This window comes from Colwellia psychrerythraea 34H (assembly GCF_000012325.1).
Taxonomy (GTDB): domain Bacteria; phylum Pseudomonadota; class Gammaproteobacteria; order Enterobacterales; family Alteromonadaceae; genus Colwellia; species Colwellia psychrerythraea_A.
In genome coordinates, this window is the sequence record NC_003910.7 from 1,679,607 (window position 1) to 1,705,205 (window position 25,599).

General features: G+C 37.1%; 24 protein-coding genes. 18 read left to right on the forward strand and 6 right to left on the reverse strand.

What is annotated here, in order from left to right:
• Positions 1–283 precede the first annotated feature (283 nt).
• From CPS_RS07230 to CPS_RS07245, 4 genes are read right to left on the reverse strand one after another with little or no spacing between them, the layout of a single operon-like run.
• Positions 284–1,660 (reverse strand): TniQ family protein, encoded by a 1,377-nt coding sequence (locus CPS_RS07230; RefSeq protein WP_187148293.1) that lies wholly within the window; start codon positions 1,658–1,660, stop codon positions 284–286.
• Positions 1,587–2,531, reverse strand: coding sequence for an AAA family ATPase (locus CPS_RS07235; RefSeq protein WP_041736786.1), 945 nt, complete (start codon positions 2,529–2,531; stop codon positions 1,587–1,589). Before CPS_RS07235 ends, CPS_RS07230 begins: the two co-directional genes overlap by 74 nt.
• The gene (locus CPS_RS07240; RefSeq protein ID WP_011042463.1) at positions 2,509–4,566 is read right to left on the reverse strand and encodes a hypothetical protein; all 2,058 of its coding nucleotides are present in this window, start codon (positions 4,564–4,566) and stop codon (positions 2,509–2,511) included. Before CPS_RS07240 ends, CPS_RS07235 begins: the two co-directional genes overlap by 23 nt.
• Entirely contained in the window at positions 4,566–5,171 is a 606-nt protein-coding gene (locus CPS_RS07245; protein WP_011042464.1) for a hypothetical protein, read from the reverse strand. The genes CPS_RS07240 and CPS_RS07245 overlap by 1 nt, the downstream gene beginning before the upstream one ends.
• Positions 5,172–5,620: 449 nt before the next feature.
• Here CPS_RS07245 and CPS_RS07250 point away from each other — a divergent pair, with 449 nt between their 5' ends.
• Positions 5,621–6,091 (forward strand): hypothetical protein, encoded by a 471-nt coding sequence (locus tag CPS_RS07250; protein ID WP_011042465.1) that lies wholly within the window; start codon positions 5,621–5,623, stop codon positions 6,089–6,091.
• Between the two features lie 77 nt (positions 6,092–6,168).
• Here CPS_RS07250 and CPS_RS07255 read toward each other — a convergent pair whose 3' ends face one another.
• Positions 6,169–6,987, reverse strand: coding sequence for an HNH endonuclease family protein (locus CPS_RS07255; RefSeq protein WP_011042466.1), 819 nt, complete (start codon positions 6,985–6,987; stop codon positions 6,169–6,171).
• Positions 6,988–7,199: 212 nt separating this feature from the next.
• Here CPS_RS07255 and CPS_RS07260 point away from each other — a divergent pair, with 212 nt between their 5' ends.
• The 17 genes from CPS_RS07260 (at position 7,200) to CPS_RS07340 (ending at position 24,507) form a co-directional block, all read left to right on the forward strand.
• The gene (locus CPS_RS07260; protein WP_011042467.1) at positions 7,200–7,613 is read left to right on the forward strand and encodes a LexA family protein; all 414 of its coding nucleotides are present in this window, start codon (positions 7,200–7,202) and stop codon (positions 7,611–7,613) included.
• Entirely contained in the window at positions 7,601–8,854 is a 1,254-nt protein-coding gene (locus CPS_RS07265) for a Y-family DNA polymerase (protein ID WP_011042468.1), read from the forward strand. Before CPS_RS07260 ends, CPS_RS07265 begins: the two co-directional genes overlap by 13 nt.
• Positions 8,855–9,318: 464 nt before the next feature.
• Positions 9,319–9,879, forward strand: coding sequence for a GNAT family N-acetyltransferase (locus CPS_RS07270; protein WP_011042469.1), 561 nt, complete (start codon positions 9,319–9,321; stop codon positions 9,877–9,879).
• 623 nt (positions 9,880–10,502) lie between these two features.
• A complete protein-coding gene (locus CPS_RS07275) occupies positions 10,503–11,117 on the forward strand; it encodes a cytochrome c oxidase assembly factor Coa1 family protein (protein ID WP_011042471.1) in 615 nt (204 codons plus the stop codon).
• Between the two features lie 119 nt (positions 11,118–11,236).
• Positions 11,237–11,689, forward strand: coding sequence for a GNAT family N-acetyltransferase (locus CPS_RS07280; RefSeq protein WP_011042472.1), 453 nt, complete (start codon positions 11,237–11,239; stop codon positions 11,687–11,689).
• 197 nt (positions 11,690–11,886) lie between these two features.
• The gene (locus tag CPS_RS07285) at positions 11,887–12,300 is read left to right on the forward strand and encodes a helix-turn-helix domain-containing protein (protein ID WP_011042473.1); all 414 of its coding nucleotides are present in this window, start codon (positions 11,887–11,889) and stop codon (positions 12,298–12,300) included.
• A gap of 139 nt (positions 12,301–12,439) precedes the next feature.
• Positions 12,440–12,787 carry a hypothetical protein gene (locus CPS_RS07290; protein ID WP_011042474.1) on the forward strand — a complete coding sequence of 116 codons (348 nt, stop codon included), beginning with the start codon at positions 12,440–12,442 and terminating at the stop codon, positions 12,785–12,787.
• 444 nt (positions 12,788–13,231) lie between these two features.
• The gene (locus CPS_RS07295) at positions 13,232–14,410 is read left to right on the forward strand and encodes a HEPN domain-containing protein (RefSeq protein ID WP_138140246.1); all 1,179 of its coding nucleotides are present in this window, start codon (positions 13,232–13,234) and stop codon (positions 14,408–14,410) included.
• A 265-nt stretch (positions 14,411–14,675) separates the two neighbouring features.
• Positions 14,676–15,341, forward strand: a complete 666-nt coding sequence (locus tag CPS_RS07300; RefSeq protein WP_011042478.1) for a hypothetical protein — start codon at positions 14,676–14,678, stop codon at positions 15,339–15,341.
• A gap of 395 nt (positions 15,342–15,736) precedes the next feature.
• Positions 15,737–16,027: a hypothetical protein gene (locus tag CPS_RS07305; RefSeq protein WP_011042479.1), complete on the forward strand. Its 291-nt coding sequence runs from the start codon at positions 15,737–15,739 to the stop codon at positions 16,025–16,027.
• A 110-nt stretch (positions 16,028–16,137) separates the two neighbouring features.
• Positions 16,138–16,425: a hypothetical protein gene (locus CPS_RS07310; RefSeq protein ID WP_011042480.1), complete on the forward strand. Its 288-nt coding sequence runs from the start codon at positions 16,138–16,140 to the stop codon at positions 16,423–16,425.
• A gap of 126 nt (positions 16,426–16,551) precedes the next feature.
• Entirely contained in the window at positions 16,552–17,376 is an 825-nt protein-coding gene (locus tag CPS_RS07315) for a DUF2971 domain-containing protein (protein ID WP_011042481.1), read from the forward strand.
• A gap of 130 nt (positions 17,377–17,506) precedes the next feature.
• Positions 17,507–18,715 (forward strand): hypothetical protein, encoded by a 1,209-nt coding sequence (locus tag CPS_RS07320; protein ID WP_138140247.1) that lies wholly within the window; start codon positions 17,507–17,509, stop codon positions 18,713–18,715.
• Between the two features lie 394 nt (positions 18,716–19,109).
• Positions 19,110–19,877 (forward strand): TetR/AcrR family transcriptional regulator, encoded by a 768-nt coding sequence (locus tag CPS_RS07325; protein ID WP_011042483.1) that lies wholly within the window; start codon positions 19,110–19,112, stop codon positions 19,875–19,877.
• A gap of 107 nt (positions 19,878–19,984) precedes the next feature.
• On the forward strand, positions 19,985–22,324 hold the full coding sequence (locus CPS_RS07330) for an efflux RND transporter permease subunit (RefSeq protein WP_011042484.1): 2,340 nt from the start codon (positions 19,985–19,987) through the stop codon (positions 22,322–22,324).
• Between the two features lie 64 nt (positions 22,325–22,388).
• Entirely contained in the window at positions 22,389–23,189 is an 801-nt protein-coding gene (locus tag CPS_RS07335) for an outer membrane lipoprotein-sorting protein (RefSeq protein ID WP_011042485.1), read from the forward strand.
• 4 nt (positions 23,190–23,193) lie between these two features.
• Positions 23,194–24,507 carry a hypothetical protein gene (locus CPS_RS07340; protein WP_011042486.1) on the forward strand — a complete coding sequence of 438 codons (1,314 nt, stop codon included), beginning with the start codon at positions 23,194–23,196 and terminating at the stop codon, positions 24,505–24,507.
• A 121-nt stretch (positions 24,508–24,628) separates the two neighbouring features.
• Here the strand turns inward: CPS_RS07340 and CPS_RS07345 are convergent, their stop codons facing one another.
• On the reverse strand, positions 24,629–25,582 hold the full coding sequence (locus CPS_RS07345; protein WP_011042487.1) for a histone deacetylase family protein: 954 nt from the start codon (positions 25,580–25,582) through the stop codon (positions 24,629–24,631).
• Between the last annotated feature and the right edge of the window lie 17 nt (positions 25,583–25,599).

The following is a 25,599-nucleotide window of genomic DNA, read 5'->3' on the forward strand; positions in this document are numbered from 1 at the left end:
TATTATCCATGTGTTAAAGATCAGCAAAAAGTATACCGTCTAGGCAATATCTAATGATATCAATAGCGTGATAATCAACGATAATTTCCGCAGAGTAATACTGTAAAACAACCTGACACTAAAATTATCAACATAATAATTATGAATTTGTCTGATGTTAACTGGTGAATTAGGTCGGCTTTGTGGTGAAAGTAATTATGTCTCGAATGTGGCAACAGCAGTAATTCTCTGGCGTTATATATTTTAAGTCAGATTTATTCTCTTAGCTTAAGCAAGTTGCCAGTCAGTTTTTGAAAGTTAATTTGTGGAGGTAATTAGGTAAGACGATAGCTTTCAGCTTGGACAGTTTAACAGGCTTATTGATGTCGGCGGTTGCATTGAAAAGCTCACTAATATCATTAGAATTTAATTCAAAAAGAGAGATGAATTCCCTAATCGTCATGCAGGTTTCTTTATGAGCTAATAACCATTCTCTAGCAAACTCTGTTATTTCACCCTCATCAACAAAGAGCGAACACAGTAGCGTTCTATTAGTGTAATAGTGATAACTTAGCCTACCACTTAGCATTGCATAAATAATGGCGAATATAGGCGTGTGATAGGCCTTAGTGTTGATGATTACCTCTGAGTAACTAAGAAAGCGCTTTTGCATTTCAGTTGGGGTTGACTGTAATGCGCTGAACAAACCAGACAACTCCAAAATTGAACTGTTATTGATGAAGTGAGCACCAGTTTTAGATTTAAAGTGTTTTGTTTTATATAGGTGCTTGATGTCTTCCCTTGATAGCTCCAATACTTCAGATATGTCTTGTACTTTCATCCATACATCAGGAAAGGTTTCATTATTTCCTAGGTTTCTTGTACCTGTTTGAATATAAGCCTTCAGCCAAAGAAGCACAGACCAGTCCTCCTTTAAGTGTTTTATTATAAAACTCAATGGGAGGACTTTTATGCTTATAGGGTAAGCAGAGGTGCAGAGGTCGCTTGATAGTACAGGCTTGATTACCTGATTATAAAATAAGTCCTTATCATTTAGGCGCTGACAATTTTGGTATAGGGCTTTATTTATATCTTTCACATCGCAGTAGACTCGCTTTTGAGTTAAGCACTTGGCCTGAGTTGTAGTTATTAAATCAACCAATAGACAGTCGTCAATTTGTTTAGCGGATAACGAGGGTAGTGCGGTATCTTCCAAGATTAAGTGTTCGTTACATGCCTTATTTGCGCACCTTCCGCCAAGTAATGCGGTGTCCCACTCTAGTGGAGCCTTGCAGGTATGGCATGTTGAAATCAGCAGGGTTTCATGTATCTCGCACACTAAGTGGTGGGCATGCTGCCAGTTATCTTTATGGATACCATTTTCTTTTAAGCAGAATATGCATACTTTAGGTTTTAGCAGGCGGTGAGAAACATAAAGTTGATTGCTTTTTAGTGGAGGTATCTCACTCTCAAAGGTGGTTTCTCTACCTAAAATTTGATTCAACCAAAGTGAGTCACTAATAGATAACTTTGCCTGCACTAAACGGCTAAGTTGGACTGTAGATATTAAATCATAGACGGTAGATAACCCATTAGCATGCGCAAGCCTAATGAAATAACCTATCAGCGACTCTCTTTTCTGAGGGATGAGTCTTATTGTGAGTGAAGTAAATTCTTTCAATGTTTTCTGCCTTTTTAATGATGGCAGCGTAGGTGTAGTCCTGTTGATTAAATGGGTTTGCTTCTCCCGTGGTATCAACAAGTTCATACGCGTCGTAGAAAGTAGCTTGTAAGTCTGATGTTTCATTGAGTTGTGTAAAGGCAAAAAGCTTTTTAATTAGGCCGATACGGCCATAAGTTGCTACATATAATCTATCTAAGATGTCAGCATCTTTGGTGTTCAGATTTCTTAGTCCTTTTGTTTTACCGAAAAAATTAATGACATTTACCCAGGCATCACAATGGCTAAGGAATATATTTAACTGGCACGGAGCAATGAATCGACGAGATAGCTGCTCCTCTCGGGAAATGTTTTTAACATCAGCGAGGTATTTTAGTTTGAGTAATCGCTTAAGCGCTGGCGTACCTATAAGGATGAGGGGGACGTTGCACTTATCGATAATTGCAACAAATGCCTTCGCCATTGATTGAGCTTTTATACCATCGGAATCTGGGAGGCACTCTTGTGCCTCATCCAATATGATTAGCTCTGTCTGGCATGCTTCTAATAAACACTTTAGTTGATGGAGCAGTTTGTTTAACGTTCTTCGCCTAGGTATATACGAAGTCCCCATTGCATTGATTATCTGCTCAAGTAGATTGATAGGGCTATTGGGTTTAGTTAGGTGAACACAAATGACTCTTTTAAGTGTTACCTCTGGCGTATATTCAACGGGATATTGTTGTTCATACCAATCCACTAATGTTGATTTACCTGTTCCTGACATGCCTGTAATTAAAAGGCTAAGCTTAGCCGTATCGTCTTGGTGGTGAATTAATCTCATTTTATTCACCACCGAGGTAAATAAGCTATGTTTTAATATCTTCATCATAACCCCACTTATTCAAGTCTGACTCTGTAGGAGGGTTTTCATGCTCATCAAACAATTTACTTTGAAGGTCATTCTCGATGTTGTGTTCTTTCCTTTTATTACGCCTTTTCATAAAGAAGTTTGCAGTAGAGTTAACAGGAACAGACGTGTTAAATATCGCATTGCTTGCCTGAATCATTGCACTTAAGCTCGGTACTATCTGATTGTCTAAGTCAAATGCTTCTACTTTACGCTTTTGAAAATCTTCTTCTTTAGTCTCTTCAGCTTTATTTTTCTTTTCCTTTTTCTTTTTATCTAACGGCGCATCAGTTTCAGTAGGAGGAAAGTAAGGCTTCTCAACCTTAACTGGTTTATCCGTTCCAAATGGTATTTCAGAGTCCATTTCTAGATGAGTAATACGCTCTGGATAAATAACTACAGTACCTTGGCCTGTCGGGTTTTGACCAACCACTTTGATTGTCCTAACATCCCAGCGACTATGATAAACGTTTACAATTATCTCTTTGTGGCCCTTGGTACTTAACTCGTTATGAAGATCTTTCAGTTCCTCATGCTGATAAAATGCATTATCAAAATAGACGGTGCCTGTCTCATAAAGCGTTCTATCAACAGAAGTAGACGACAACATAAACGCATAATTTAAATCATTCACTGTCAATTTAGGAGGGTTTTGCTCAGCAATACCTTCATTCCATACTTGCTGAGGAGTTCTACCACCAAGTTCAGGTTGCGTGGTGTTTATATATTGGCTTAAATAGATATTTAAACACCTTAAGAACTCACTCTTCTTCATGACAGCTCGGTCTTTCTGCGTTTTATGAACTCGATAATCCTCAGAATCAGGTAAGTAACCAGGTATGCCTGTTACTTGAACCTTATTTCCTTTGGTATCAGTATACACATGTGAAAAATTACGAAAAAAATTCTTTTCCCAAATATTGAATAAACCCTCAATATGACCTTTACCCCATGGGGTATGTGGTGACAACGTGTGATATTTAACTTTGCTGTTATGATAAACTTCGCGAGTATTTGTAGCTCTTGCGCCACCACTATTATCACCCACGATACAATAGGGGATACCATTCGCATTTAAAGTTGGGCAAGTTCCTGTGATTATCTCCCTAAATAATCTTTGGTAATCTTCCGAGCTCTCGCCTTTGCCAAACTTTACATAAACGCCCATTGGGTAGTTGGATTTACAATCTACTGCTGCAAAAAGTTGCACTCCTTCTGTTGTCTTGCCGTTATCGTCTAATAGCGAAAGGTTATAGGGAGAGGCATCTTGTTCAACACGCTCTAAGACCCTTTCAACTTTCATTTTTCCTTTATATCTATAGGCTTTACGTCGTTTTTCAGCATCACTTCCTGTAGCAAACACCTTTATTACATCGAGTATTTCGTTTCGTCTTCGAATAAATGTTGAGTAAGAGACAGGTTCTTCGTCAGAATTTTCAAAATATTCATCTTTAGAGTAACTACTATGTGCTTCGCTTACACTATCGCTAAAGGTATCCTTTGTTAAGAATACAGTTTCTAAATGTTTAAAAATCAGCTCTTCTTGTCGTTCTGAAATTCGCTTTCTTACTACAGGGTCTTGACCAACAGACTTGGCAATATTTTTTGTTTTCTTGTACTCACGCCACCACTCACAAACTGTTGAGTGGGCCCAGATTGTTTCAGTTTCACCATATAGCTTGAGTAGTTGTTGTTTAAGTAGTTCATAAGTTATTTCAGAGGTCGCTTTATGACCATTAATGACCAATTCTTCCAAGATATTTAAGGTATGCTTCCTTTTTTCAACGTGACGCTTAATGCGGTTTGTAAGGATAACCTCATCATTAGCAGCGGGCGCTGCCGTTATCACATCGTCATTCAAGTTACTGGTAAAATAATCACGAGAAACATAGTAAGCATTTTGTGTGTTAGCGACCTCTTCGAACCCAATTTTTTCATTTTTATCTTGGATAACTCGACACAGCCCATGATTGGGAATATTGAATTCACGATACTTGAACGAAGGTCTGGAGCTCATTATACTGTCGCTCTCGTTAAGGGGGTGTTTGCATTGATTTTTGTATACCAGTCAAAATCATATAAGCGTAACCACATTAAAACCCTCATAGAAAACCCTAATCCGAGCTGTTGCTTTAAGTGGTGTTCAGCTTCACCTAAAGTGATGTTTTGAGGAAAAAACCAGGCGACGCGTAATATATTATCAATGTCAGTGTCGGTCATACGGTTGTATTGAGATAAGTGCTCAATATTTCTGATGTATTGAAAGTCTATCTCGTCGTTATATTTACACGTAAGTTCAGCACCAAGTTTCTCCTTAAAGCCCTCGGTAAATAGGGCAATTCGCGCTTTAAACTTCTCGCTTTTGTCTTCTCTAGAGTGTACTTCGATGAACTCGAATCTTCCATCTGTGTATTCAACTAAGAAGTCTGGCTGAAAATTTTTGCCCTTGTAGGCATATTTCCCTGGCTGCGAAGAGAAAGACTTAACTTTTGGGTCATTATCAAGCATCAAAACAAAGGCAGCTTCATGCGACGTTTGTGTCCATAATTTTATTCCAAGCTTATGGCAATAAACATCGATTCTGCCTTTGTTTGCACAATAGAGATATTTTTTATCACCCATCTTATTACCCTCTTTAGTTAGTGGCTTTTTTATACAATTACATTTTTCCTAAAACAAAAGTAAGTCCAATAAGTGTAGCTTTATTGCGTTACGTTTAAAGGTTGCCCCAGTGAGTCTCGGTTCGAGCTTTGACTGTAAAGGGCACTTTCTGTGTTTTAAAACTACAGTTGAAAAGGGAGTAAATCGTTAAAAATTGGATTTGTAAAGCTGGGTGAAAAATAGACGGAAAATGGCTACGATTGAGTTTGTATATATATATCAAACGGTAATGCTTTTAAGTTTTAATTAATTAAGTATTTTTTAAAACGTGTTAGACTCTGCTTTTAAAAAAAATATTTTAAAATATACCTCTTTATATTCATGTTCTTACATAGCTATTAGGAATAAAGAACAAATTTTTTAATCTGAAATATTCTATATACCTAAAGGTATATGTTGGTGGTTAGGTAATGAACAAAGTTTGTACATTCAGAGTCCATTCAAAATTAGTAGAAGACTTTAATACCTTAACTAAACAATATGGCTTGGTTAAGAAAGTGTGGTTTTGCTTATTTTTAGACAAAGAACTGACTCATGTTAAGAGAGAATTTAAGCACAAAGGTAAAAACTACCCTGAAGCAGTTAAGCATCAATTTGATACACGTAAATTATTCTCATCTAAGCATAAACAATTAAAAATCTCCGGCGATGAAGAGTTATTCGAAAGGCTAGACTTGTTTTGTGAAGATAAAAACATTGTTCGTGAAGTTTTTGTTGAGCACGTCTTAAAAATCATCTGTTACGGTAGTAGTGATTTTCATACAGGGCTTACTCGTAATTCCCCTTTGCATGCATTAGACGGTTTTCTTAATAGTTATGATAAAACGTTGAAAGAGTCTGAAACACGATTTGATAGATTATTTGTTCGGTATAAGAGGTAAATATACCGCAGGAGAGCTCAAATTTATTGAGCTCTATAAAAACAGCCTTATGTAAAAGTAGGGCGATGTAAGTCTCATTAGTGACAGTGTTGCTTCATTATTTTATCGTAAATCACTTGCTCTTTGTTGCTCAGCTCTAAGTTGTATGCCTTATAAACCCTGATAAATCGAGATATATACTGGCACTGATTCGCTGGCGGTAACCACGCATTTAACCCCTTAGATCCCTTTTGCCTATTTAACCTAGCTTCTACACTCAAAAGATTTGCAGGGTCATTTGCAAATTTCACTCGCTTGGCTTTAGTCCAGTGATTTGCACCGTGAACCCACGCCCACTTCAGCGATACAATATGGTCAATATCTATCTCAGAGGCTGCATATATAGTCTTCCCTGAAAAGGGTGAAATCCACTTTCCCGATACTACCTCACATTCCTTTGTTGTTTTAAACCGAACAGGCGACAAGGAATAAGCGATGAGTGTTTCCATTCTTGAATTCTGACAGTCTTTGTTACTGTCAGCCCAGCCATGCCCAAACATCTTTCGTGAATAATTTGACGATATAGTTGATTGTTTCTGAGTGTTAGCGGGAGTAGAGGAAGAATTTTTAGGTAGTCGACCACCAGATTCGATACACGACGCTAAACTAATAAACGAAGTAAAATTCTTGGTACGTTTGTAATATGGGCTTTTTAGGTCGTGGCATATACCTGATTTGGATTTTTTAATTGTTTCAGCGTTAGCTTCAGGTAAGAGTAAAATAAGGCTGAGCAGTACACAGGGGAATAATAAGTTTTTGAGTGTCATGTTATAAGTACCGAATAAATGTTTTGGTTTGGCAGTAATGTTTAGAGAGATATCTTTGGCTTCTAGGTCTTCTCTTGCTAATAAGTTCATAGAAACTCACGTTGAAAACCCACAGGAACTAAAACCAACCTAATAACGCCCAACTTACCTTAATACTATTTAACATCAAAGTATTAAGTCTAATTCACCAGCAATACTTTACTGCGCTATTGTTTTTAGTAATACCTAATTGATGATCGCACTTCAAAATATAGCCAAAAAACACTATACTGTATTTATGTACAGTATAGCGTTGGTTTTTTATGAAAGTAATACCCGTTTACATTGAAGCAGGAATATCCGGCTTTGAATCACCCGCAGCAGAATATCGAGAACTAAATCTCTCATTAGAGGAGTTACTTCTTCAGCACCCTAATGCGACTTTCTTTGGTCTCGCTAATGGACGCTCAATGGAAGGCAGAGGGATTTTTAATGGCGATGTGCTTGTTGTTGATAGGGTGGAGCATATTAGTAATGGCTCTGTCATTGTAGCAAATTTTAATGGGTGCTTTGTGTGCAAAATAATTGATACCGATAATGCATTATTGTTATCTGCCTCTGACGAACACAAGCCCATTAAAATAAGCGAAAGCGATGACTTTCAAATAGAAGGAGTAGTAAATGTTTCCTTCAGGTTGCACAAAAAACTCCCCGTACTGCTGTCATGTTTGGGTTAGTTGATGCTGTTTCTTTCTATGCACGTGCAGAGAAGGTTTTTGACCCAAGCATTAGGCATAAACCTGTTGTCGTTTTAACGAATAACGACGGCTGTATTTGTGCTGTCTGTCCTATTGCGAGGCAGCTAGGTGTACCTAAATTTGTCCCCTATTTTAAGGTTAAGTCTTTTCTAGCAAAGCACGGTGTCGTTGTTCGTTCTTCAAACTATGAACTGTATGCAGACCTAAGTGAAAGAATGATGAATGTTATTGCGCGTTACTCAGATAACCATTATGTCTATTCTATTGATGAATCATTCTTACATTTCAAAAACTTTAGCTGTGTTGATAACTGGCACGAATACGGCCATGTAATACGTAAGGCGGTGTGGCGAGAAACACGTTTACCCGTTGGTGTTGGTTTCGGTGCAACCTTAACATTAGCCAAAGCAGCGAATCATGCCTCTAAAAAGCTGTCAGGTTTTGATGGTGTCGCTGTGATAGATGATAAAGCCTCTCGTAAAGAAATCCTCTCTAGAATGTCGCTCACTGAGGTTTGGGGTATTGGCTCCAAGTTGGGTAAACGGCTAAGTATATTAGGGCTTAAAAATGGCTGGGATTTAGCTAATCAATCACCTAAAGCAATGCGAGGTCAGTTCGGTGTGGTCGTTGAACGTACAGTGAATGAACTGAACGGCATGCCGTGCTTACAATGGGATGAAATAGGGCAAGACAAACAAGAGATATTTTCTACACGTAGTTTTGGGCAACGAGTAACCGACGGTCATGCACTCAAAGCTGCACTATCAAGTCACGCCAGTATTGTAGGGGCAAAAGTTAGACGACAAGGCTCTTTGATTAAACGCTTAGTTATTTTTGCATCAAGTTCGCCACATGATGACAGTTACTATAAAAAATCGGTCATTTATGAGTTTCCCATTGCGACTGACAATATCTTAAAGCTAGTCGGTGCTATTTCTTACGTATTTGATAATATTTATAGACAAGGTGTTAGCTTTTATCGCTGTGGAGTAGGTGGCGTTGAATTAGAGAATAGTCAATTTCAGCAACAAGATATGTTTAGTCTTAGTGTGAATAACCCGCCTTTAATGAAATGCTATGACCAAATAAATCATCGTTATGGTCGTGGGGCTGTTGAAGTGGCTATCGCTGAAAAAAATGAAAAGTGGGCCATGAGGCGAAACTTCTTATCACCTCGCTCTACGAGTAACTGGTCAGAAATACCTAAGATAAACTGTTGAGCTTAATATGTGTGGTCGATTTATGGTTGGATTATATTTATAACGAATGTATATGCAGGCACGATAGTATGATCCAGTTATCAGGTATTTCTCTTTAGAAAACGTCCTACAATCTCATTTTATAAACTTCTCAAAAGTGCGCTAAGCGGAAGTTAGCTTCAAAATATTTGCGATATATTTTCTAATGAATTGACTGTGTCATATTACTGAGAAGTCTCAGTAATAAATAAAAATCAACATTTCTAAACCCTAACTAATTGATATTATTTGAAATAGGCTTTAATTCTATGTTGGATATTACTGAGAAGTATCAGTAATATCCAAGACCTAACAAAAATAAAATATTTTTAGTTTATAAGGCACTGAAAATATGGGATATTAATACGAATTAAATTAAAGTTATGGGATGGACATTACTGAGAAGTCTCCATAATAAGCTGTTATAAGGTCAATCGAGTTTGCATATGAATCCAATTAAAAGTTTAGCGACAGAACGTTTGATCTTAAGACAGTGGAAGAGCGAAGATAATATTCCGTTTGCAGAGTTAAACGCATGTAAAGATGTAATGGAATACTTTCCAAACACTTTAACTGAGATTGAAAGTACCAATTTAGCTTTAAAACTTTCGCAATTAATATCTGAACGTGGTTGGGGACTTTGGGCTGTAGAAGAAAAGCAATCGAATAAATTTATGGGTTTTGTTGGTTTACATAATTCACCCGCAGAACTTGAAATAAGTCCAGCAACAGAAATTGGCTGGCGTTTATCAAAAAAATTTTGGGGTAAAGGTTATGCTACAGAAGCTGCTGAGAAAGTTTTAGAGTTTGCATTTAGTGACTTAAATATTGCTAGTGTTGTTTCATTTACAGCAGTTGTGAATAAACCTTCGGTGAAAGTTATGGAGCGTATAAAAATGACCAATACAGAGCAAAACTTCCAACACCCATTAGTTAATAATATTAAATTGAAAGAGCACGTTCTTTATAAAATAACAAAAGAAGAGTGGCTATCCAAAACCTTATAACAAGGCATTTAAACGGAACTAAAACAGTTGGTTAGGTTCCGCTTCGCTCCACATTATAACCAACAATTTTAGTCCGCTTAATGCGGCGTTATCGATACAAAATCTAATCCAAAGTGCTGTTCGACGCTAGTAACCTAATGACCGCTTTGTGGCAGCTAGTGACCTTAGGACAATGAACACTGGTAGTTTTGCCCTCACCAAAATCTAACGTCAAAAAAGTGCGCATTGCTGACATTACAGCTAAAAATATTGCCATATATTTTCTAATGAATTAACTACTAGTGTAAACGATGTAATTCCCTTTCTATGGAAGTCTGTATGATTTTTCATGGTGTGTTACTGAGACGTCTTAGTAACACACCATTTATTATGATAAATACTCAATACAGTCACTTAACCACCTGAATTTATGATGTTTTGTTTGTTTTGTGCTTAAGGCGTGTTACTGAGACGTCTTAGTAACACGCCTTAATACACATGTGATTTAACATTACTAGTTTCTAATGCTTTGAAAATATGGGATATTAATGTAAATTAAATGTTATTTATGGTGCGTGTGTTACTAAGACGTATACATAATAAGCTGTTAGGCATTTAGCCAAGGATTGGAGTAAATTTAAAGTATGAATCAAGAACAAGAGTATATTTCAGGTTTAGGAAAAGATTCTGTCGTACCTCCAGAACTAAAGGGATGGAATTGGGGATCATTTCTACTTAATTGGATATGGGGAATAGGCAATAGCACTTATATAGCTTTTTTAATGTTTGTTCCTTTGGTTAATATCGTAATGCTTTTTATGCTTGGTGCCAAAGGAAATGAATGGGCATGGAGAAATAGAACATGGAGAGATATTGAGCACTTTAAACAAACACAAAGAAAATGGCGTAATGCTGGTTTAATCTTATTATTTGTTGTTTTCCCCTTATTTTTTACTCTTATCGGAAGCATGCTTAAAGGTGAAGCCTTTGATCAATCAATGGTTTCTATATCTCAAAACACTGAGGTCATTGAGGTTGTCGGCGAACCAATTGAAGCTGGTTACTTTGTTATGGGGAGTATTCAGACTTCAGGAGCTAAAGGAGAGGCATCTTTACAATATTCTATTTCGGGGCCTAAAGGAGAAGCTGATGTTTATGTCCTGGCATATAAGGAAATGGAAGCATGGTCATTACATAACGTAATTGTGCATATCCCTGAGACAGATAAAAAAATACAGATTGTAACTCCGGTAGAATAAATGCCTAACAAGCTGTTAAACAAGGACAAAAAACAGTTGGTTTTTGCTCCTTCGTCGCTTATTTTAACCAACTATTTTATTGCCTGTTAACAGGGCGTTAAACCTACTCGGAGATTTCAGTGGTAATTGTTAGAGAAGCGACACTATCGGATATTGGTATTGTGCATGATTTGATTATTGCTATCGCAAAGCATCATGACCAAGAGCAATACGTAGTAACTACTAAAGATGAATTAATCAATTCTGGATTTGGAGATAGCCCATCATTTGGCGTGCTGTTAGCGGAAATTGATGGTGAGGTTGCAGGATATTGCTCTTACACGTGGAATTATTCAATTTGGCTTGGTTCAACTTATATGAATATTGATGATGTATTCGTATGGGAAAAGTTCAGAGGTAAGCAGATAGGCGAATTATTAATGCTTAAAGCTAAAGAAGTATGTTTAGCTAAAGGTGCTAGTCGAATCAAGTGGGAAGTTGAACAAGACAATCACGGTGCAATCAAGTTTTATGAGCGTTTAGGTGCCAACCTCGATATTAAAGGTCTTTTCCGATGGGATGTTGCATCGTAGGCTTAACAAGCAAATCAACAAGGACACGTAACAGTTGGCTACGTTTCGCTACACAATTTTAGCCAACCATTACTTAGCCTGTTATTTGGGCGTTATGTAGCTAAATCGAGACGTGTCGTGCCACTGTCAGGTTGATTTCGTAACCGCCAATGATATTTTCAAGTTAGATTTTCCTCACAGATGGACGAGGGTATTTTATGATAGTTAAAAAATTAAGAGAGAAACGGAATTGGTCTCAAGAGCAACTTGCAATAATGGCTGGATTAAGTACGAGAACAATCCAGCGAATTGAAAGTGGTAATAAAGCTAGTATTGAATCTCTAAAATCACTCGCCTCTGTTTTTGAAATAGATATTTCTAAACTAAAAGAGGAAATCATTGTGATAGATAAAAGTTCGGAATCATGGAAATCAGAATCATTTTTAGTGAAATTTTTTTTCTGGGGTGTTAAAGCGAGAAAGCAGGTTTTAACTATGGAGTTTCTTTGTTTGGCATTGGGCATTTTAACTTGGATTGTAAAGCCAGATATATTTGCTACTCCAGCATTCTTTCTCTTGGCTTATATATTTGCAACAATGAAATATTATATTGATCGTAAAAAGCATTGGTAACTAGTAGCTACATAAAAAGAAAATAAACAAGGACACGTAACAGTTGGCTACGTTTCGCTTCGCTACACAATTTTAGCCAACCATTACTTAGCCTGTTATTTGGGCGTTAGGTAGATATGAATAACGGAGGTTGCATCATATGAAATACATCTTAATTTTTGTAATGATTACTTTTACTAATTTAGTTATCGCTAAGGATACATATGATCCCTACGATTGTCTTAATGATGTTGCTCGAATAGATCCGAAAATAACAAATGGGTTAGCAACTGAACTTTGCTCTGCCGCTTGGTCACCTGAACCTGCAAAGTGTTATGCTGGAGCATCTAAAATAGATGACGAAATTCCTCGAGGGACTGCTGTTGAATTATGTGCAGGCTCCGTAAACGCAAAGAATACTCTAGCATGTTACGGCAACAGCGGTAGCTGGGAGTTGAATCGTGGGTTAGCAACAACTCTATGTGGTGTAAACAAAATAAAGAACTAGCTCTAGTAGTTATAAAATCTGCCTAACAAGGCAATAAAGCAGGACTAAAAAAAGTTGGCTGTCGTTCGGTGCCTCACTATTTTAGTCAACCATTTTTAGCCTCTTATTGGGGCGTTATCGATACAAAATCTAATCTAAGCGCATCAATTCAAGTTCACGCATAATGTCGGCTTTTGTGGTATTAGTTAGCCTTAAAAAATGATTCAAACATATCATAAAATGATTGGGTGTTAACTTCTTCTTGGTGCGCATTCCTGACATTAGCCTAAAACTTTTAGCCATATATTTTCTAATGCATTATTCGTGACCTATTACTGATACTTTTCACTATTATCCTATATGACAAAAAATAAAAACTTATAGTATCTAAGTGGTTGAAATTATGGGATGTTAACCACAATAATCTGTTACATCCCCTTGGCTTTTCAAACATGAGAGAATCTTTTGAATATGAGAGAATCATTAAGTGATCTAATCGATGCAGTCATAGAAACAACTGTTCCTGTGATGCAGAGCCCTATTGAAAGAGCAAGACAAGGACCATGTTGGGCGCTAACTGATGCGGGTAAGTCTTTAGTCGATCGTATAAGTTCTGATCCAAAATTTGTAGAGTTTGACAAACACCTTCAATTGCTTGGAAATGGAGCATCGGTCACTGATTTATCCCAATTAGCTGATTGGCTGGTTGAACGAGCTAAGGTGGTAGGGGGTAAGGGAGCTGAACGTGACCTTTTGCAATATTTAGATTCTGATGAAATTGAAGTTTATGCAATAATGCTACTCGCAGATGTTTATCTCAATGCTGAATATAAATTTTGTAACAATGTTGAAATTATTAATTCTACCAGTCTTCCAAATAAGTCTTTTGCTGATACAATTCTGAATGACTCATTTTCGAGCAGGCTCCCACTGCCTCGTGTTTACAGCTTATTAGTTTCCCCATATTCACAGAAAAGATTTCATTGGCCAAATACAGAAAGTGAAACAAAGATGCCAATGACAGAGTACCCGAGTAATGCCTTGGAAGAAACTAAATTGTGTTTAGTCTTAGCGCGTAGTAGAAGTATCCAAGTTATAGCTAGTGGTACTATTGCTCCAGATCACTTGCCTTTCATCCGATCATGTACTGGCTGGTCAATGCATTCATTCAAACTCCCTGGTATGGCGCCATCTATATTAGAAATCGAGATGAAAATTGCTGACGAGTTACTTTTGAAGTTACGTAAATTGCCAGAAAGTTTTAAAATTAAGCTTGCCACTTCCATTGAGAGATTTAATGGTTATTGTTCTGGTGCCTCTATGGTTGAAAAATCCATTGATTTGCGCATTTGCCTTGAATCCATTTTTCTAAGCGATGGGAATAAGGAGCAACTTCGGTACACTTTGGCGCTTCGTTCAGCATTGTTTGTAGGGGATTCACTAGAAGAAAAAAAGGAAATCATGAATATAATGAAAAAATCTTACGATGTGACTTCTACTGCTGTTCATGAAGGGAAAATGCCTACCAAAAATGTAGATTTGCTACCCCAAGCTGCTAAGATTGCCCGTAATAGCATATTGAAACTTTTAGATGTTGGTCCGGTAGATTGGCAAACAATTGAACTTCAAGCATCAATTGACTAATGGCATGGACATGTTGCCGCACTCTGACTCGGTAGAATTAACGCAGTCTTTGCTAAAACACAAACAGGGAAAATCACATCAACTTACTAACAGATAAGCAAGGCGTTATCGATACAAAACCTAATCCGATGTATTGATTATTTTTAAAAGCTAAAGTCCGTTTTGTGGCAAATAGTGTCGTAACACGGATAATTTGGCTAGTGCATTAGAAGCTTGAAGTGGAAGTGTGAGTAGCTAAGCGCATTAAAAGGGATTTTTTAAGCATATGAATATCAGAACCAGAGCTGCTCAAATTAGATCTAGATGGCTAAGAACGGGCTTTCAATGTGAGTTGTCACTCGATGAATTAGAGCCTCTATTTTCAGTATATGCTGAGAGTCCAAGAGGAAAGCTTGTGATTATTGATAAGAAGCAGGCAATCACCTTAAAAAACCTCCTAAGCTTATCTGCTGATGAATATAATATTTATAAGCTAGACATCAAAGCTCGTAATCAAGCTACATTGCTTCATACAACGTTAAGCCGTTTTAACCAGCCAGTCTTCGTTAGCATTGATGATATTTATCAAATTATTCGAGATAAGGTTGATATCAAGAAAAAGTATTTCATACTAAAAAACGAAAACTCACCAGTAACCATCGAAAACCTTATTTTATCCCCCGTGACAAGAACGGAATATTATCTAAAGCTGAAAAGGAATGCTGACCAAAAAATGATATTTTGGCGAAAAAAAGGGCTTGAACCTAAATTTACTCTCACTCAATTAACCGAACAAATGGAATCCGTAGGATATAGAATGATTAGTTCTAAAAAAGGGGTTCCTATACGTGACCGAATTAGGATTATCGACAACGAAGAGTCTTTGACGTTAAATAATATAGAAATATTAGTTAGTATTGATGATGAATCGAGAGTCAGATTAAGCGTTTAAGTAGCCTTAAAGTAGCTATCCCAAGCGGTTAAGTTTTGGGGACTAACCTAGTGGCAATGTTCCCTTAGTGCATTGAAGACATTAGCCTAAAATATTTTGCCATATATTTTCTAATGAATAATTCATGTCGTATTACTGAGAAGACTTAGTAATAACCTAAAAACATCCGTATAAAACCCTAATGTATTGATTTTATGGGTAATAACCCATTATTCTATGTTGGATATTACTGAGACTTCTCAGTAATATCCAAGTTACGATAAAAATAAAACATTTATCGTTTCTAAAGCTTTGAAATTATGGGATATTAATACGAATTAATTAAAGGTTATGGGATGGAAATTACTGAGAAGTCTCCATAATAAGCTGTTAGAAAACTCACAAGGAATATATCGATGAGCAAGTGTACAAAAATTTTTGATAACCTCTATCTTAACCTTAAGCAAATTGTGACTTTTGAAGTTGTAGCTGATGAGCAGCTTAAAATTATTACTAGTGCTCACCCAGAAACTAATGAAAGTATAATGTTAATAACTTTTTCATCAGATGCCGATACTGTGTTAGGTAGAGCTACAGAAGGTTTTATCTATGTAGAGCTTCAAGAGTTGCACAGAATCAAACGTGAAATTAGTAAGTTTATGGGCATTAAAGAACCAAAAATAAAACAAGCGCCTGTCGCGGCCTAGTTTTCTAACAAGGCGCTTAAACGGAAAAATTACAGTTGGCTCGCGCTTCGCGCAGTTTAGCCAAACTGTATTCTTCCACTTAGCTTAGCGTTATATACCTTGGAGGCTGCATGGAATTTTCGACCATATTAATCTTATTCTTTGCTGCCCATGGTTTAGTCGCTTTTGTAGTTTCAATATCAATTTTGAGTTGTCCATTCAGGTTTGGTAATGAGAAGTTAGGTTTGTTTTTGCTAACTTGGTTAATTCCACTTATTGGTGCAATATTTTCACATCATCGTATTGGGACGTTAGGTTCAATTAAAGGTGATAGCTCAAATAGCGGCACTACTTCCGTTGATATTCCCCCATCCAGCGGAGGTTGTGATGGTGGTACAGGAGGCGGTGACTGTGATTAGAGTAAAAGGTATATAACAAGCTGTTAAACAAGGACAAAAAACAGTTGGTTTTGCTTCTTCGTCGCTAATTTTAACCAACTATTTTTTGCCTGTTAACAGGGCGTTATGTTTTCGATGAGTGTGCATATGTTAATTTACCATTACACAACTGTAGATACCTTTTTAAAGATTCTAGATAGCAAAGCAATCTGGGCTTCTGATCTTTCAAAAATGAATGATCCCCAAGAGTTTACAATTGGTATTGAGCTAATTAAAAAATTCTATCAGAAAAAATTTCCAGATTTATTACATTGGTTTGAAAACGATCGATTCGTTGGCTTAGATAATGAGCAACTCCTTTTAGGATGTTCTTTTTCTGAAAATCCTGACGACTTAAGCCAATGGAGAGCTTATGGTGACGATGGGAAAGGCGTAGTTATTGGGATTAACAGAAGAATTTTAAGTGCAAGTAACACATTAACGATACCCGCATTTTATAAAAAAGACGAAAGAACAGCTAGTTTCGTACATTTCCATAAAGTGATTTATGATAAACAAGAATTTGAAAATTCGGTTAAAGAACTATTAGATAATATTGGTGATTTTATTAATGACACAGTTGAGAGCTTTAAGTTATCCATTGGATTATCAAGGTTAGCTTGTTCTTTCAAATCTGACTTCTATAAAACTGAGCAGGAAATTAGGGCAATTCTAGAGCATTCAAAGCGTTCAGATATTTATTTAGATGAATCGCTTAAAAAGCATAAATTATTTGATGTGAAATTTCGTTTGTCACAATTCGGATTAGTGCCTTACTGTAAAGTAAATCTAAGCAACGCAGATGCTTCTTCAATCCAAACCGTTAAGCTTGGTCCTAAGTGTAATATTTCAAAAAAAGATTTGGAGTTTATGCTTTTAGCTACTGGGAACAAAGATATTCTTGTTAGCACTTCTGCGGGGCAGTATAGGTAAAAACATAACAAGCGCTTTAAACGGAACAAAAACAGTTGGTTAAGTTCCGCTTCGCTACACATTTTAACCAACTATTTTTGTCCGCTTAAGTGGGCGTTATGTAGTTATGGATATTTCAGGGTGAATGGATATGTCAAAAAAGAATGATGCGGTATTTGATGGCTTTGATAAAGCGCGTTCAAATATAAGGAACGCAGTAATTGTAATGCTGACGCTATCTGCTCTGTTTTTAACCGCAATAGAAAACTCTAAAGATACCCTTGTGGAATATTCAATTGCTGCAGAGTCATTAGATAGGCAACCTGAAGTTCTTAATGAATATAAATCTTGGGTAAAAGAAAAGCTCTCAACATACTCAGCGAGTGAGTACGAGAAAATCTTTTCAAATGTGGAGAAGTCTACAAAGTTTAAGCTGGTAGAGCTTCCTACTTCAGGAAAGTCAAACCTCCCTGTAACAATAGCCAGAAAAGAAATTTCTACGGTTGAGGGGCTAAGATATGCAACTATGCCCATTCTTCCTAGAGAAATTACATATTGGTTAAATGAGTTACCTTTCAAGATTAAACAAAACGCTGAAATAAGCCTCTTCGAGGTTAATTCATTAAGTAATGCACTAGAAAATGGTAGCTTTAATTGCAGTTCAAATAAAAGGTTTTGGACATTCTGTGACGAGAAGGAAAGTATGGATCCTTCGAATTACCCATCGGGGGCTCAATATTTTAAACTTGATACGACGCAAGGGCTGTGTATCGATAGCGAAGCTATAAATACAGGTAGTCTAGCAGTAGCGTGCAAGGTGATTAGTGTTCCAAATTCATCAATATCTGCATTTCTATCAGAAAAAAAAGAAAAACTACCACTGCCTATTTCAAGCCCTCCTAGCTACCAGCAGGTTTCTGAGATTCTTGGAGATGTAAAAACCATTGATGATTTTCGAGAAAAAATACATAGATATAAGAGCGACGCTCAAAAATTACAGTTTAGTAGTTTTGATTTTTCAAGTAATTTCATTGTTCCTGGATCCATCCTAGTTGTTTCGTTGATCTTCTTACAGATGTTGTCCAATTTGAAATTCTGCAATAACAATCTCACCAATGAAAACAGCTTCTTTAGTTTATCTCTTATTCATAATGATTTAATAATAGCTATAATATCTTGGGTTGTGGTTGTAATCTTGATGCTGTTCTACCTTACTTCTGGTTTCGTGTATATTGATAAGAATGCATTTCAAGTAATAGCATTTATCATTGCATCATGCGTCCTGTGCGTTGCAGTAATTGTGAGTGCCAAGTTATGTTTTTTAATTAGAATCAAAGCATGCAAACTGACAAATACATAACAATTGCGTCAATTGGGACGCTCGCAAGCTCGCGCCTATTACGCAGGCGTTATCGATACAAAATCTAATCCAACCTGCCCAAATTACCGTTATTGCTAACGTCTTCTTTGTGGTAATAGTGATCATAAACCGACTACCCAAAGCAGTTTGATTTTTGGCACTAATCCTAAGCTAGTGCCAATGTTTACTTAGTGGTAAAAATTGACTCCCAGACCCCACTTCATAGTTTGTAGTTCAGAAATAGCTTTTACAAAAATCACTCGTGACACATATTATGTGGATGAAAGAAAATGCACATGTACATTTTAGTTACAAATGTATTGACAATAATTACACTTGTTATATGATGACGAAACGTCAGTGACGATTCGTCACATTTATAAAAGTAGACATTATGACACCACCTAAGTTACTCGATAAAACAGCGCTTAAAGAAAGAGAGTTATTGATAATTAACTCAGCTGTGCTTCTTATCCAACAAAATGGTATTGAAAACCTCACCATGGATAAAGTGGTTGCCCAAGTGCCATTTTCAAAAGGTACCGTCTATAAACACTTTATTGGTAAAGAAGATTTATTGTTAGCTATCAGTAATTACTCAATCAAAGTACTTGGCGATCTTTTTCATCGCGCATATCAATTTAAAGGTTGTTCACGTTCGCGAATGCTTTTATTAAATTTCTCTTACCTTATTTATGCAATGTTATATCCTGCATTATTTCAAACGGTGCTTTGCTCAAAATCGCCTAACGTAGTGGGAAAATCAAGTGAAAAGCACATTAATGATGGAGAGCAATTAGAAATTAAATTAATGACCTCTATTCACGGCATAGTAGAAGACGGTTTAAACGATAATAGTCTCTCACTTCTTATGAATATGGATATACAGCAACTATGTTTTAGTAACTGGTCTATGGCGTATGGTGCTATCACTTTGCTTTCAGGTGAAGTTGAGCAGTGCAGTGGCAGAACCAGTTTAATTGTTGAACGTGAGCTTTTTAACCTGAGTAACATGTTATTTGACGGTATGGGATGGAAACCTTTTACAAAAGACAGAAGTCATTGTGCAGAACTAAAAATTGCATTGGCTGAATTATTTCCAGAAGAATTAGCGCTTATTAGTGCAAAAGGACGAGAGCTAAACTTTGATAGTTTTAGCTAAATAAATACAAAGGAAGTGCGGTGTATAGCCGCATTTTTTTGACCTATAAGGTGACGATTCGTCATCGATAAAACACTTCTTTTATAAAGATAAATAAGGACTTAACAATGAGAGACAAACTTTACAATTTTGTCGGAAAAAATCCATATTGGGTAATACTTGTTTGTATTACGTTTATGGTGCTGGCAGGAACGGGGGCACAAAAGTTAGAGTTTAAAAATGACTATCGTGTGTTCTTTAGTGAAGAAAACCCACAATTAACGGCTTTTGAATCCATGCAAAAGGTCTATAACAAAAGCGATAATGTTTCTTTTGTTGTTGTACCTAAAGATGGCAATGTTTTTACTGCTGAGCATCTAGCTGCGTTAAAAGTGTTAACTAAAGAGAGTTGGCAAGTACCATATTCAACCCGAGTTGATTCAGTTACTAACTTCCAATATACCTATGCTGAAGAAGATGACATGATCGTTGAAGATCTTGTTATGTCGACTAAAAACTTAACCAGCGATAAGCTCGAAAAGATAAAACAAATAGCTATCAGTGAACCGCTGTTAGTGAATAAAATTATCTCTCAAACGGGCCATGTTTCAATTGTTAATGTGACAGTGCAATTCCCTGGTATTAACCCAATGGCCGAAACGCCAGAGGTTGCAGCCAGCGTTCGCGCTATTAAAACTCAATTTCTAGCGGAACACCCTGAGCTTGATGTTTACCTTTCAGGCATGGCGATGATGAACACTTCATTTGGTGAATCTTCAATCAGTGATAGTTCAACCCTCATTCCTCTGATGTTTCTTGTTGTTATCGTTACTATCGGTTTATTACTAAGAACCATTACAGGTACCATTTCTACCGTACTTATTATTATTATGAGTATTGTGACAACCATGGGGCTTGCTGGTTGGTTAGGATTTTATTTAACGGGACCTTCTTCATCTGCACCTACCATGATTATGACGCTCGCTGTAGCAGATTGTATTCACATTTTAACCTCTATGTTTTATGAGATGCGTCAAGGCGCTGATAAGCGTACTGCGATTGCACGCAGTATAAAAATTAATTTACAGCCAATATTCTTAACCAGTATTACCACTGCTATTGGTTTCTTAAGTATGAACTTCTCTGATTCACCACCGTTTAGAGACTTAGGTAACTTAGTTGCCATTGGCGTAATGTTGGCGTTTGTTTTTTCAATTACAATATTCCCGGCATTGCTAACCGTATTACCTGTACGCGTTAAAGTGCAGCCAGAAAATAAAAAAGATATTATGGCAAAACTGGCCGATTTTGTTATTGCCAAGCGTAAAGTCTTATTGCCTTTAACCAGTGTGTTTATCATCGCCTCTGTTATGTTTATTCCTAACAATCAGCTCAATGATGATTTTGTGAAGTACTTTGATAAAACAGTGCCGTATCGCGTGGCGACTGATTTTATGCAAGAGAACTTATCAGGCATGATGATGGTTGAGATTTCGGTTAAAACCGGTGAACCAAGCGGTATAAACAATCCTAAATATTTGAACAGTGTGTCAGATTTTAGTGATTGGTTGCGTGCTCGCCCTGAAACTGATCACGTAAATACAATTACAGATACATTAAAACGTTTAAATAAAAATATGCATGGTGACGATCCTAGTTGGTATAAATTACCGGACAGTCAGGAAATGTCAGCCCAGTATCTTTTATTGTATGAAATGTCTTTACCTTACGGCTTAGATTTAAATAATCAATTAGATGTCGATAAATCATCATCAAGAATTGTTGCTACCTTTAAAAATATGACCAGTAATGAATTGATTAATGTTGAACGTGACATGATCCAGTGGTTTAGAAAACATGCGCCGCAGTATGAAGTTGATTTCGCTAGCCCTAGTTTAATGTTTGCCCATATTGGTCAACGTAACATTACCAGTATGCTAATTGGCACAACACTGGCGTTAATACTCATTTCTATTTTATTAGGTGTGGCGTTAAAAAGTTGGCGCTTTGGTCTTATCAGTTTATTGCCAAACTTGGCACCAGCAGCTATAGGATTCGGTATTTGGGGATTATACAGTGGGCAAGTCGGTCTAGGTTTATCGGTTGTTATTGGTATGACGTTAGGGATTGTTGTTGATGATACCGTTCACTTTTTGAGTAAATACCTTCATGCAAGACGTGACAAAAATGCCAATACCAAAGAAGCCGTACATTATGCTTTTGATAATGTTGGTAGAGCGCTTTGGGTGACTACTTTTGTGCTCGTTGCAGGCTTTACTGTACTGGCACAGTCATCATTTAAAATGAATGCCGATATGGGATTCTTAACTGCATTAACTATCTTTGTAGCGCTTGTGGTTGACTTTTTATTCCTGCCTCCGTTATTGATGTTATTAGACAAGAACAAAAGTGAAACAAAAGAGAGTGCTGCAGTGACCACTGAAGCACCAACAATTAAAGCGGTTTAATAGAGCCGCTGTTTACCAAACAATTTTACCAATTTTTGATGATAAATTTTTATAAGGATTTTACATGTTAACTAAAAAAATACTGATCAGTACTTTGTCTGCACTCAGTTTGCTGCTTGTTTCAAATGTTTCTTTTGCCTTGAGTACCGAAGAGCAAAAGGGCTTAGATATTTCTTTAGAAGCTAAAAAACGTGATTTAGGCTGGCAAGATAGTACTGCTGATATGTTGATGTTATTGCGTAATAAGCAGGGCCAAGAAAGTATTCGCGAAATTAAGATGAAGTCACTAGAAGTTCTTGATGATGGGGATAAAAGCTTAACAATATTTAATAAACCACGTGATGTAAAAGGTACCGCATTTTTGAGTTTTTCTCATCCAATTGCATCCGATGAACAATGGTTATTTTTACCGGCATTAAAGCGTGTTAAACGTATATCATCACGTAACAAATCGGGACCTTTTATGGGCTCTGAATTTGCCTTTGAAGACTTAAGTTCTTTTGAAGTGGAAAAGTACACTTATAAGTTTTTAGGTGAAGAAGAATTAAATGGCTTAAAAACCTTTAAAGTTGAGCAATACCCAGCAGATGAGAACTCAGGTTATACCCGTCGAATAGTATGGATTGATACCGAAGAGTACCGCGTTCATAAAATTGATTTTTATGACCGTAAAGATTCATTACTAAAGACTCTATCGTTTAAAGGTTATAAGCAGTATTTAGCAAAGCATTGGCGTGCTGATATCCAAGAAATGATTAATCACCAAAATGGTAAAAGCACTGAGCTTAAATGGACTAACTACGCTTTTAAAACAGGTTTATCAGACAGTGATTTTAACCGTAACTCATTAAAACGAGCGCGCTAAGCTGATGTACCTTTCTTTAAATGAGTCCTTAAGTCAGGCTTTAGATAAGCCTTTAACTAAAGCCCTAAGTAATATGTTAGGTAATACACTAAAATTGTCTGTTACTGCCCTGGCAGTATGCGCAAGTTTAGTGCTTAGTAGCCCTCTATCTGCCAGTGAAGTCGCTAGTGATGTTGAATTTGAGGCATCGGGTAATCTAGCTATTGAACAGCGTTACTTTTTTAAAGATGCACTTTATTCTGAGCAATTGAGTCATAGCCAAACCTCTTTCTCGGTCGAACCTGAGCTTTATTGGCAGTGGAATGATGGCAGTGACAGCCTTGTCTTTACGCCTTTTTATCGCGTTGATAGCCATGATGACCAGCGAACTCATGGTGACATTCGTGAACTCGCTTATATTCATGCCAGTGATGATTGGGAATTGCGGGTTGGTATTCGTAAAGAATTCTGGGGCGTTACCGAATTTCAACACTTGGTTGACGTGATTAACCAAACGGATGGTGTGGAAGATTTTGATGGCGAAGATAAACTCGGTCAGCAAATGGTTAACTTATCACTAGTGAATGACTGGGGAATTGTTGATGTATTTTTACTACCAGGTTTTCGAGAAAGAACTTATGCTGGCGAAGAAGGGCGTTTACGTGGACCTTTAGTCGTCGATGAGGATAATGTCAGTTATGAATCGTCTGCGGGTCAACAGCATTTAGATTTTGCCCTTCGTTGGGCGCACAGTGTCGGTGATTTTGATTTAGGCGCTTACTGGTTTCATGGTACCAATAGAGAGGCTTATTTAAGTCCATCACCCCAAGCGCCATCGTCGAGTTTAGTGCAATACTATTCTCAAATGGACCAGTTAGGCGTTGATGTTCAAGCAACCTTAGGTGATTGGTTATGGAAGTTTGAAAGTATCTATCGTAGCACTAGCCTTGAAGATTTTTGGGCAACGCAAGCAGGATTTGAATACAGCTTTATTGGTGTGTTTGATTCGAACCTCGACTTAGGTTTATTGATGGAACATAGCTGGGATTCTCGTGGTGAAGTTGCTCTTGGCGCGCAAGGCTCGTTAATGCAAAATGATTTGTTTTTTGGGGCTCGATTAGCCTTTAACGACATGCAGAGTAGCGAGGTATTGATGGGCTTTGGCAGTGATTTAGATCACGACGCTTTTAGTTTCCTTATTGAAGCTAGTCGTCGTTTTGGTGATAACTTTATTGCGAGTTTTGATGTGCGGTTATTACAAAGTAACGAATCGAATGACTTATTGTACACCTTAAGCAGTGATGATCATGCACAGTTGTCTCTCGCTTGGTATTTCTAGTAAATTAGAATTTTTACTTAATCTGTTAATGAACAATACTTCAAAATAAAAGCCAATAAGTGACATAACTGATTGGCTTTTTTATTGCAAGAAACCTTAAAGAATGACAGTTGAAAGGAAATTAATTACCAATCAAACCATTAACATGAGCAACGACACTTCTTCCTAACGCACTGGGTGCATAACCGCCTTCAAGCACAGAAACAATTCTGCCTTTACCATATTCTTCAGCGATGATTTTAAGTTCATCGGTGATCCAACGATAATCTGCCTCTGTTAAGCTAACGTGTGACATCTCATCTTCAATATGGGCGTCAAAACCAGCCGAGATAAGGATCAGTTCAGGTTTGAATTTATGCAAGGCAGGTAACCAGTGTGCAGTTAATTTTTCACGGAACTGCTCTCCCTTAGTGGTTGCGGCTAATGGTGTATTGATAATCGGCGGAGTATCACTCTCCTGAATTTCAAACGGGTAGAGCGGATATTGATAGCTTGAGCAAAATAGATAACCTTTGTCATCTTCAGGGGTGGCATTAAAATGATTGGTTATAATATCTTCAGTGCCGTTACCGTGGTGAACATCAAAATCCACGATTGCGACGCGTTTTAAACCATACTTTTGTTTGGCATACGCGGCAGCTACAGCGACGTTATTAAAAAAGCAGAAACCCATGCCTTTATCGTGTTCTGCGTGATGACCAGGGGGCCTTGTGGCACAAAATGCAGCACCTAAGGTGCCTTCCATCACTAAATCTACAGCATCAACAGCAGCGCCTGCTGAATACATAATAGAAGTGAGGGTTTTTTCATTCATCACAGAATCTTCACCCACGGTAAAATTTTCTTCACCTTCATTTGGGGCATTATCAAAAACAAAATCGATATGTTCTTGCGTATGCGCTAAGGCTAGCAAGCTTTTATCGATAGGTTTAGAATCAAATTGACGCACCACATAATCTAAACCGCTTCGAATTAATTGGTCTGAAATAGCCGTTAAGCGCTTACCATTTTCCGGGTGATGCTCACCCATATTATGTTCGCCACATCGATAGTGGCCTATTATTCCTACTGGCATAATTATCCCTTATAATT

What these genes read in the sequence shown, in the direction of transcription:
- CPS_RS07265 (WP_011042468.1), top strand. Translation starts at nt 7,601, where the DNA reads ATGTTTGGGTTAGTTGATGCTGTTTCTTTCTATGCACGTGCAGAGAAG.
- CPS_RS07245 (WP_011042464.1), bottom strand. Translation starts at nt 5,171, where the DNA reads ATGGGTGATAAAAAATATCTCTATTGTGCAAACAAAGGCAGAATCGAT.
- CPS_RS07345 (WP_011042487.1), bottom strand. Translation starts at nt 25,582, where the DNA reads ATGCCAGTAGGAATAATAGGCCACTATCGATGTGGCGAACATAATATG.
- CPS_RS07335 (WP_011042485.1), top strand. Translation starts at nt 22,389, where the DNA reads ATGTTAACTAAAAAAATACTGATCAGTACTTTGTCTGCACTCAGTTTG.
- CPS_RS07340 (WP_011042486.1), top strand. Translation starts at nt 23,194, where the DNA reads ATGTACCTTTCTTTAAATGAGTCCTTAAGTCAGGCTTTAGATAAGCCT.
- CPS_RS07250 (WP_011042465.1), top strand. Translation starts at nt 5,621, where the DNA reads ATGAACAAAGTTTGTACATTCAGAGTCCATTCAAAATTAGTAGAAGAC.
- CPS_RS07300 (WP_011042478.1), top strand. Translation starts at nt 14,676, where the DNA reads ATGAATATCAGAACCAGAGCTGCTCAAATTAGATCTAGATGGCTAAGA.
- CPS_RS07325 (WP_011042483.1), top strand. Translation starts at nt 19,110, where the DNA reads ATGACACCACCTAAGTTACTCGATAAAACAGCGCTTAAAGAAAGAGAG.
- CPS_RS07330 (WP_011042484.1), top strand. Translation starts at nt 19,985, where the DNA reads ATGAGAGACAAACTTTACAATTTTGTCGGAAAAAATCCATATTGGGTA.
- CPS_RS07235 (WP_041736786.1), bottom strand. Translation starts at nt 2,531, where the DNA reads ATGATGAAGATATTAAAACATAGCTTATTTACCTCGGTGGTGAATAAA.
- CPS_RS07305 (WP_011042479.1), top strand. Translation starts at nt 15,737, where the DNA reads ATGAGCAAGTGTACAAAAATTTTTGATAACCTCTATCTTAACCTTAAG.
- CPS_RS07320 (WP_138140247.1), top strand. Translation starts at nt 17,507, where the DNA reads ATGTCAAAAAAGAATGATGCGGTATTTGATGGCTTTGATAAAGCGCGT.
- CPS_RS07315 (WP_011042481.1), top strand. Translation starts at nt 16,552, where the DNA reads ATGTTAATTTACCATTACACAACTGTAGATACCTTTTTAAAGATTCTA.
- CPS_RS07275 (WP_011042471.1), top strand. Translation starts at nt 10,503, where the DNA reads ATGAATCAAGAACAAGAGTATATTTCAGGTTTAGGAAAAGATTCTGTC.
- CPS_RS07260 (WP_011042467.1), top strand. Translation starts at nt 7,200, where the DNA reads ATGAAAGTAATACCCGTTTACATTGAAGCAGGAATATCCGGCTTTGAA.
- CPS_RS07270 (WP_011042469.1), top strand. Translation starts at nt 9,319, where the DNA reads ATGAATCCAATTAAAAGTTTAGCGACAGAACGTTTGATCTTAAGACAG.
- CPS_RS07310 (WP_011042480.1), top strand. Translation starts at nt 16,138, where the DNA reads ATGGAATTTTCGACCATATTAATCTTATTCTTTGCTGCCCATGGTTTA.
- CPS_RS07240 (WP_011042463.1), bottom strand. Translation starts at nt 4,566, where the DNA reads ATGAGCTCCAGACCTTCGTTCAAGTATCGTGAATTCAATATTCCCAAT.
- CPS_RS07255 (WP_011042466.1), bottom strand. Translation starts at nt 6,987, where the DNA reads ATGAACTTATTAGCAAGAGAAGACCTAGAAGCCAAAGATATCTCTCTA.
- CPS_RS07290 (WP_011042474.1), top strand. Translation starts at nt 12,440, where the DNA reads ATGAAATACATCTTAATTTTTGTAATGATTACTTTTACTAATTTAGTT.
- CPS_RS07285 (WP_011042473.1), top strand. Translation starts at nt 11,887, where the DNA reads ATGATAGTTAAAAAATTAAGAGAGAAACGGAATTGGTCTCAAGAGCAA.